The organism is Candidatus Sarmatiella mevalonica (assembly GCF_016751895.1).
GTDB classification, from domain to species: Bacteria; Pseudomonadota; Alphaproteobacteria; order Rickettsiales; family Rickettsiaceae; genus Sarmatiella; species Sarmatiella mevalonica.
The window spans coordinates 1-7,881 of the sequence record NZ_JACVVM010000063.1 but is presented as its reverse complement, the minus strand read 5'-3'; the positions used below and the strand labels follow the sequence as shown (position 1 = coordinate 7,881).

Here is a 7,881-nt window from a genome sequence, read left to right as displayed (position 1 = left end):
GGAGTTTTTGATAAAAAGAACTGCAGCCTGGTCAAGTAGTGATCATGGATAATGCTGCATTTTGTAAATTTCAAAAGACTAAGGGTTTAATTGAATCTGTAGGCTGCGCCACCTTATTCGCCAGACCTAAACCCAATTGCAAAATTTTGGGCTAATATAAAACGATGGATTAAAGATAGAATTACCGAATTCACTCATTTATATAACGCCTTACAGCACTTCTTTATCTTACCTAATACAAGGTGATTTGCTATAGTTGTTACTTGAGAGATGTTGCTTGCAATTAAGAATATGAAAAAAGTTTAAGGATGAAGCATAATTTTAATTTTAATAGACCTCTTAGAAAACTCACCCATGGAGCAACTAGGCAGTGCCATGAGGGAGTAGAATTTAGCAAGAGATCTAGTAAACAAAAAAAGAGGTGGAGATTTTTTGATGCAAGCAAGTATTTACTTTTTAAAACTCACAGAGGAAGTTATGGCTTTGGAGGAGCGGTCATAGACCAGATTGTGCGCGTGAATCATGCTGGAGAATACGCTGCTGTTTATATGTATCTTGGACAACTTGATGAAATAAAGCGCAAGATTAATGCTAAACCTCTCACTTCATTCGTTGGCGAAGAAGTTGTGAGGCACATCGCGCACATGCTATCAGTAGAAAAAAAGCATTTAGCATTTTTTCAATCTGAATTAAGAAGGCGTTGTATGAATCCAACTATCTTTTTGCCATTATGGAGGTTGTTGTCTTATTACATATTAGGTCGGTTATCTTTAGGCATTAGTATCAGGCAAGGCATGCTCACTACCAGGGCCGTGGAGGAGGTGATAGAAAAGCACTACCAGGGGCAGGTGAATGTTTTGCGCAACTTAGATTTGAAAAATAAACCTCTTGCAAAATTTGGTCATGATGAGCAAATACAAGAAGTAAATAAAGGTGCAGAACCTCGAGCGTACATGAAGTTAAGTGAGGATTCAAGGATTGGAACGACGATGCAATTGGCATCAAGAGTAGAGTTTGAAGGGGGGTTGAATGAAGTGGAGGATTTGCTCAATCATATAGTTGAGTTTTATAATGAGGAGGTAGATCATAAGAAGCTAGCAGATAGTTATGTTATAAGTGACAATACTAAAGTTAAACCCAAAGTGCAGCAAATTAGATGCAAAAACGAATCAGAATTTTCTTTTTCTACAAAAGAGAAAGAGGGGCAAAAATCACCCATTCAATCAGAAAAGCTATTTTTATATAAAGAAGCTATAAGATACCTCAAAAAATTCACTCATCGGCAGCCAGCACCAGGTGTGGCACAGTATAAGATGATAGATTTCACTTATGCAATGATGGTGAAAGCGGCGTGTAGATTGGCTATTGTTATTAGTAAGTTAATATAGAATTCAATATAAATAACCGCATTGACCCGCGCTTGACTCGATTTTTTTTGTATCTTATGATTTTTTAATGTGATTAAATAAAGCGATGTATTAAACATGAAACAGTATAGCGATTTAAGCCGAGCGATTCATCGAGAGGGCTACATTTTTATATTACTTTCTGCCGTTACTACCTTCCTACTGGGCGTGTCTAGTGGCGTGTTTGCATGGGTGGGTTGCATAGTAACCTGTTGGTGTATTTATTTCTTTCGTAATCCTGATAGAATAACGCCCTTGTCTGATGATGTAGTGGTGGGTATAGGTGATGGTATAGTTACCGCCGTAGCCAAAGTTTCCGCACCAACTGAATTACAACTCGATGACCAAGAAATGATGAGAGTGAGTGTGTTTTTGAGTATATTTGATGTGCACGTTAATCGCGTGCCAGCAAATGGCGTGATTACTGCCCTGCATTATGTTCCTGGTAAGTTTTTGAACGCATCTTTAGACAAAAGTAGCATACATAACGAGCGTCAGTTAGTTGCTATGAAAATGAATAACGGGCGCGTTTTAGCATTCGCTCAAATTGCTGGCTTGATAGCTCGCAGAATCGTGTGCGATCTAGAAGAGAACGCACAGGTGCAAATAGGCGCCAGATATGGCATCATTAGGTTTGGTAGTAGAGTAGATTTATATCTTCCAGCAGATGCGATGATTATGGTTTCTCCCGGTCAAAGGTGTATTGGTGGCGAAACTGTGATAGCTAGGTTTGAGGAGAAATACCAAGAACAACAGTTCGCGAAAAGATAAAGAAGAAGGTGTTAAGGACGTGAGTTGCGTAAAATGATTTAGAGTTGGATGATATGAGTGTAAAAGATACAAACGTTGGTAAAGAAGAGTTTTTGCAAGAAGTGCTAAGATATCATCAATTTCCTAGACCTGGTAAATTAGGAATTTTGACTACTAAACCGTTGGATAATCCTCGCGATTTGGCTTTGGCCTATTCTCCGGGCGTGGCTCTGCCTTGCACTAAAATAGCAGAAAACATACAAGACGTTTATAAATACACTGCAAGACGCAATAGAGTTGCAGTCATCTCTAATGGTACGGCGGTGCTTGGGTTAGGGAATTTGGGCGCTGCAGCCTCTAAACCAGTTATGGAGGGTAAAGCAGCGTTGTTTAAAGTGTTTGCTGATATAGATGCTATCGATTTAGAAGTAAATACCCAGGATCCAGAGGAGTTTATTAAAGTCGTGAGCAATCTGCAATATAGTTTTGGCGGGATCAATCTAGAAGACATCAAGGCTCCAGAGTGCTTTATGATTGAAGAAAGGTTGCAGGAATTGTTGGATATTCCGGTTTTTCATGATGATCAACATGGAACGGCAATAGTATTGCTTGCTGGCATAATGAATGCGGCTCTTGTGACTAATAGAAAACTCACTAATATGAGAGTGGTGGTGAATGGCGCTGGCGCTGCTGCAATTGCATGCTTAGAGTTATTGTTAGCTGCCGGCTTAAATAAAGAGCAGGTAGTATTGTGCGACTCTCAGGGAGTGGTGTTTAAAGGCAGGGAGAGAGGGATGAATAAATGGAAAGAGAAATTTGCAACTTCTCATAATTATGCCTCAATGCGGGAAGCCATCGTAGGAACGGATGTGTTGATCGGGCTTTCTGTTGCCAATTCTTTTGACCAGGAGATGATAAAAAGTATGAATAAAGAGCCTATCGTTTTTGCTATGTCTAATCCAAACCCCGAGATAATGCCTGAAGATGTATTGGCGGTAGCGCCCGATGCAATTGTTGCTACTGGTAGGTCGGACTATCCAAATCAAATCAACAATTTGCTTTGTTTTCCATATATTTTCCGTGGCGCTTTAGACGCAGAAGCTACTAGCATTAATTTGCAGATGAAGCTATCTGCTGCCGAAGCCATTGCGCAGTTAGCACAGCTTCCTGTGCATAACGATGTGGAGCTGATCTATCAACGCCGGTTGAGTTTTGGTAAAAACTATCTGGTGCCTACCCCATTTGATCGTAGATTGTTAGATACAGTTCCTCAGGCGGTGGCTGCGTGCGTGCAAGGAGCTCCATACGCCTCCTTTTAAACTGGCTTAATCAGGAATCAATAAAAGGAGCAAATAAAAGCGCAGAATTTCGAGCGTATATAAAGTTGAGTAAGGATTCGGTATTGACAGCAACGACGCAGTGAGCATCAAGAGTAGAGTTTTCCGAGGAAATCTGTTAGCTTTCTAACGGCCTCTATGGCAATTACTGCGCCGCCTGGCTCAAAACTCTCGCGTATCTAGTTATGCTTCCAAGTGTTAGGCTGGAGTATATTTCGCCTATTCGCTCTCCATGAATGAGTCTAGAAAGAAGTCTATTGGAGACGATGAAGTGATTATCGTCTGGCACAGAGCTTTATGAACAAGTGTTATTTCAAATCTCTTCATGTATATTACTCAGTGGCGCTTTCTGGATAAGAAATAAAACATATTAAATGTAAGTAGTAGCCAAAAAAGAAAATCGGAGGCTTATTATATGATCTATCTCGCGCTTGGCTCAAATGTTGGGAACAGAATTGCCAACTTATTTGAGGCGCTAGAACTGTTATCTCAAAACTTTAAAATTATCAAAAAAAGCATAATAATAAAAACTAAAGCAATACACTGCCCTAATAGAGATGATCTTGCCTATGCTAATCTTAGCGATAGCATGGATTATTTCAACATGGTTTTGGAAGGTAGCAGCGATCTAGAGCCGCGCGAATTTTTAGCTTTTATTAAGCATATTGAATGCAAGATGGGGCGCGATTTAGGCGCTCCTCGCTGGAGTGCGCGCATAATCGATATAGACATTTTATTGTGGCATGATTTGCGGATAGAAGAAGCAAGCCTCATTATTCCTCATGCTCAGATAATCAAACGTGATTTTATATTGCATTTATTATCTATTCTCAATCCTAGTTTAACCTTAGCTCTACAAGTAGAGGATCTAGTATACGAAGATGTGGATGATAGTATTGTGCACGAAGAATTTGCGCAAAAATATACCGATGTTAATCATGACTTAGAGCTTGATATACTCGATGATATTTCGCTCATTGCTAAGCCTAATCAAGATGTTTGTATTTTTGGGTTAGAGAATGAACGAAAAATAGGCAAAAGGGGGCGAGATAGGATATCAATAGCAAATTTAGCGCATCATAGATCGGCCGAGCAGTCGGTGTTAGAAGGTAGTATGAGCGCAAACGTAAAATTAGTTGGAATCTTAAATCTTACCAATCTATCCTTTTCGCGCGATGTTGTTGAAAGCGTTGACGCATGCCTTGCGCAGATGCTAAAAATGCAAGAAGATGGAGCTTATATTATAGATGTTGGTGGCCAGGCAACTAACCCTAAGGTGCGCGAGTTAGATGTGCAGCGAGAAGAGAAGACGGTGCGTACTTTTTTTAAGGCATTATCTGATTATAACCGTAGAAATAATCAGCATTATAAGGTGAGTTTAGATAGTTTTACTCCGAAAGTGATAGATTACGCTCTCGGTACGAACTTAGTAACTTGGATTAATGATGTGACGGGCGCTTTGCCACAAGACTTAGTAGATAAAATCTATGATACCAATAAGGTTAAGCTATTAGCTATGCATTCGCTTACTGTGCCACCAAGTAAACATAATATTGTTTCTGATACCCTGGATATCTCTAAAGTGATTCAGGAATGGATTTATGGTGCCGTGAAGAAATTTAATAAACTGGCATGTGATAATAGATTAATTTTAGATCCGGGCATAGGTTTTGGCAAAAGTATATATCAGAACATTGAGTTGTTGCGTGTGATGCAAAAGTTGGATTGGTGTGGATGCCAGGTGCTAGTGGGGCATTCTAGGAAGTCATTTCTTTTGGCGGCGAACCCAATAGAAAATCCAATAGAGCGAGATTTTGAGACTATTGCCATTTCGTCTGTTTTAAGTGAGTTGAAGGTTGATTATTTGAGGGTGCATGATATAGCTGGCCATCAGAGGTATTTAGCGGCACAAAATCTCATGACAATCTCATGAAATTCTTATCAAATCATTATCAATGAATTTTTGTCTCATGATGGCAATTGACTTGGTAGGGTGTGTTGTTGTATAATTTTTGACTATGGGAAACTTAATGCTTTCTTTCATTAAATAAATAAAATCAGCATCAAAATATAAAAATAAAGTTATTTATAAGTAGTGGTTATGACTGAAAGTTCAAAAGAGAGAAGATCTTCTCGCAATTGTTGTGAATTAACTGGTGTTGGTGTGATGTATGGCAATAACGTGTCTCACTCGCAGCGCAAAACAAGAAGGAGTTTCAAACCTAACTTGCGTTTCGTATCCTTTTTTAGTTCTATAATGGGCTTGACTTATCGCCTGAGGGTAACAGCAAATTGCATAAGATCTGTGAGTAAGAATGGGGGGTTTGATAGTTTTATTTTGAAGGCTTCTAACGCTAATCTTTCTCAAAACGCTTATAGGATTAAAAAACTGATTGAAAGTAAGATTCGTCAGGAAGGCGGTATGTCTTTAAATATGAAGTAAAAGTGCAGTGATAATATAGTTAAGAGGTATAAATATATGCGTAAAAATATACATCCACAGTATAATGATGTTGAAGTAGTTATAGGTAATTCTGGTTTAACGGTGCAAATTAATTCATCCTATACTGGTAAAAAATTTTTGATGGATATAGATTATAGATCGCATCCAGCTTGGAACCCTAAAGGAGAGAAGGTTGTACTAGAAAATCAACAGATTAAGAACTTTAATCGTAAGTTTTCTGGTTTTAGCGTCGCTGCTGCCACGAAATATAAGTAATGTTCTGCGGTAATTGGATGGCTTATGCGTGATCATCATTCCTTAAATACGCATTATCGAAAAAAATCACTCTCCATTACGCACAACAATAGTGACGCGTATCATTTTTCATAGTACCCTACAATTTATATAATAATTGAGGAATTTAGCCTGTTTTAGGCAGTTTCTTATATGATCTAACTCATATGTAAATGATACTAATTGTTTTGGATTAGTTTTTTAGTCCTAATTTTGATGGGATTTAGCCGGTTTTGAATTAGACTGTTTTTTATAATTATTGCTGATGCAATAGCGCAAACGGCAACCAACTTCATAAACCGATCTGACTGATAAAGTGGCTTTTTTCAATATCAAATCCGGCTGAGTTTAAAACAGACGCTCAATTGATCAACGAAATTTGTATAAAGCAAAAATAATTAATCTGTCTTTCTATAAGAAAATCCAGCCATTCTTTGCTCATAAACTCACGATCGGCTAGTAAGTATTTAATAAGCTGTTGCGTAAGAAAGTAAGTTATGAACTTAAAAAAACACAGAGTATGTTAGGCGTAGAGCTGATGTGTTTTATGTCGCTAATGCTTTATTATAAAATCCATTTTTGAAATTAATAATTCCAGCTATAATATTAAACTTTAAGAACTGGTCACGTAAAACCGCATGATAAGTTTTTCATCATAATTTTTGTAAAAGCCAATTGTACAAAAGCCTTAGCTGAAGAGGTGGTTATTTCGTAATCTTTTGACAATCTTCTAAAGTTACCAAGCCAAGCGAATGAGCGCTCTACAAGCCATCTCCACTGTTACACCTAAAGCCCTTAGTGCCAGCTTTAGGCTTAACAATGGTAAGCAAACTACCATGAGCGTGGGTATAACTACTTCTGTAAATCTCCTTGGTAACCTTGGTCCGCTAAAATCCTTACTAATCTTGGAAATTTTTCCTTTAGACCAAATAATACTCTTTTTACACAGTTGCTATCGTGAGGGGTTGCGCTGTGGGCATCGATATTCATAGGATAACCTAGGGTATCTATAACTATAGTAATTTAGGTTGAGTTAGATAGAATTTTTCGTTATAATGAAAGGAAAAATGACAAAAAGCTATAGCAATGATTTAAGAGAAAAAGTAGTACAATATTTAGAAGCTGGGAATAGTTATGACAAAGCATCTAAATTATTTAAAATACCTAATTCAACCTAAATTACTATAAATCTCGCCAAAAACAGCCATTTTTTGTTACATAGGATATTCCATCCCATAGCTTTCTTGCATCCTTAGATGGTGGCCGACCTTGTTTACCTTTTCGCCTGTATATTATTTTTTCTATTAACTCCCACTCTTTATCACTATAGTAAATTAATTTGAGGTAGCGTATTTAAAAAAGAAAGATAACGAAGCAAAAAGACTCTGAAAGTCAGAAATTTTCTGCTTAACCCATCGCTTCATATTAGCCCAAAATTTCTCTATTGGGTTAAAATCAGGTGAATAAGGAGGAAGAAAAATTACCTTACAACCAACAGATTCAATGAGATCTTTTGTCTTTTGTGATCTATGAAATGCAGCGTTATCCATTATCACAACTTGCCCAGCTTTTAGCTCTTTGATCAAGAATTGCTCTACCCAGCTTTCGAATAGCTGGGTATTACATGAACCATTAAATACCATAGGAGCTA

At 37.8% G+C, this 7,881-nt stretch carries 10 protein-coding genes and 2 pseudogenes; 8 read left to right on the top strand and 4 right to left on the bottom strand.

Translation table 11 applies throughout. The annotated features are described in order from the left end of the window. Positions 1 to 135: 135 nt before the first annotated feature. From Sarmat_RS07425 to rpmE, 7 genes and pseudogenes are all read left to right on the top strand, one after another. Positions 136 to 246 (top strand): hypothetical protein, encoded by a 111-nt coding sequence (locus Sarmat_RS07425; RefSeq protein WP_410520502.1) that lies wholly within the window; start codon positions 136 to 138, stop codon positions 244 to 246. Between the two features lie 62 nt (positions 247 to 308). After that, positions 309 to 1,388 (top strand): demethoxyubiquinone hydroxylase family protein, encoded by a 1,080-nt coding sequence (locus tag Sarmat_RS05340; RefSeq protein ID WP_202149766.1) that lies wholly within the window; start codon positions 309 to 311, stop codon positions 1,386 to 1,388. A 96-nt stretch (positions 1,389 to 1,484) separates the two neighbouring features. Further along, positions 1,485 to 2,177: a phosphatidylserine decarboxylase gene (locus tag Sarmat_RS05335; protein ID WP_202149765.1), complete on the top strand. Its 693-nt coding sequence runs from the start codon at positions 1,485 to 1,487 to the stop codon at positions 2,175 to 2,177. A 53-nt stretch (positions 2,178 to 2,230) separates the two neighbouring features. Further along, positions 2,231 to 3,439: pseudogene (locus tag Sarmat_RS05330) on the top strand (malic enzyme-like NAD(P)-binding protein); the annotation flags it as partial. Positions 3,440 to 3,908: 469 nt separating this feature from the next. Beyond that, the gene (gene folP / locus Sarmat_RS05325; protein ID WP_202149763.1) at positions 3,909 to 5,426 is read left to right on the top strand and encodes a dihydropteroate synthase; all 1,518 of its coding nucleotides are present in this window, start codon (positions 3,909 to 3,911) and stop codon (positions 5,424 to 5,426) included. Positions 5,427 to 5,594: 168 nt separating this feature from the next. After that, on the top strand, positions 5,595 to 5,936 hold the full coding sequence (gene rpmB, locus Sarmat_RS05320; RefSeq protein ID WP_202149762.1) for a 50S ribosomal protein L28: 342 nt from the start codon (positions 5,595 to 5,597) through the stop codon (positions 5,934 to 5,936). Positions 5,937 to 5,972: 36 nt separating this feature from the next. Then, positions 5,973 to 6,212 (top strand): 50S ribosomal protein L31, encoded by a 240-nt coding sequence (gene rpmE, locus Sarmat_RS05315; protein WP_202149761.1) that lies wholly within the window; start codon positions 5,973 to 5,975, stop codon positions 6,210 to 6,212. 642 nt (positions 6,213 to 6,854) lie between these two features. Here the strand turns inward: rpmE and Sarmat_RS07420 are convergent. Both Sarmat_RS07420 and Sarmat_RS05305 read right to left on the bottom strand, forming a co-directional pair. After that, positions 6,855 to 6,992, bottom strand: a pseudogene (locus Sarmat_RS07420) (IS5/IS1182 family transposase); the annotation flags it as partial. 90 nt (positions 6,993 to 7,082) lie between these two features. Further along, positions 7,083 to 7,241: a hypothetical protein gene (locus tag Sarmat_RS05305; RefSeq protein WP_341826611.1), complete on the bottom strand. Its 159-nt coding sequence runs from the start codon at positions 7,239 to 7,241 to the stop codon at positions 7,083 to 7,085. A gap of 44 nt (positions 7,242 to 7,285) precedes the next feature. Between Sarmat_RS05305 and Sarmat_RS05300 the strand changes: the two genes are divergently transcribed. Next, positions 7,286 to 7,408 carry an IS630 transposase-related protein gene (locus Sarmat_RS05300; RefSeq protein WP_202149759.1) on the top strand — a complete coding sequence of 41 codons (123 nt, stop codon included), beginning with the start codon at positions 7,286 to 7,288 and terminating at the stop codon, positions 7,406 to 7,408. 4 nt (positions 7,409 to 7,412) lie between these two features. Here the strand turns inward: Sarmat_RS05300 and Sarmat_RS07415 are convergent, their stop codons facing one another. Beyond that, positions 7,413 to 7,565, bottom strand: coding sequence for a transposase (locus Sarmat_RS07415; protein ID WP_410520501.1), 153 nt, complete (start codon positions 7,563 to 7,565; stop codon positions 7,413 to 7,415). Next, on the bottom strand, positions 7,565 to 7,881 hold a 317-nt coding region (locus tag Sarmat_RS05290; RefSeq protein ID WP_202149207.1), incomplete at its 5' end, for a transposase. The genes Sarmat_RS07415 and Sarmat_RS05290, both read right to left, overlap by 1 nt.

Excerpts from the sequence above, each read along its gene's own strand:
- Sarmat_RS05340 (WP_202149766.1), top strand. The coding sequence starts at position 309 with ATGAAGCATAATTTTAATTTTAATAGACCTCTTAGAAAACTCACCCAT.
- Sarmat_RS05335 (WP_202149765.1), top strand. The coding sequence starts at position 1,485 with ATGAAACAGTATAGCGATTTAAGCCGAGCGATTCATCGAGAGGGCTAC.
- folP (WP_202149763.1), top strand. The coding sequence starts at position 3,909 with ATGATCTATCTCGCGCTTGGCTCAAATGTTGGGAACAGAATTGCCAAC.
- rpmB (WP_202149762.1), top strand. The coding sequence starts at position 5,595 with ATGACTGAAAGTTCAAAAGAGAGAAGATCTTCTCGCAATTGTTGTGAA.
- rpmE (WP_202149761.1), top strand. The coding sequence starts at position 5,973 with ATGCGTAAAAATATACATCCACAGTATAATGATGTTGAAGTAGTTATA.
- Sarmat_RS05300 (WP_202149759.1), top strand. The coding sequence starts at position 7,286 with ATGAAAGGAAAAATGACAAAAAGCTATAGCAATGATTTAAGAGAAAAA.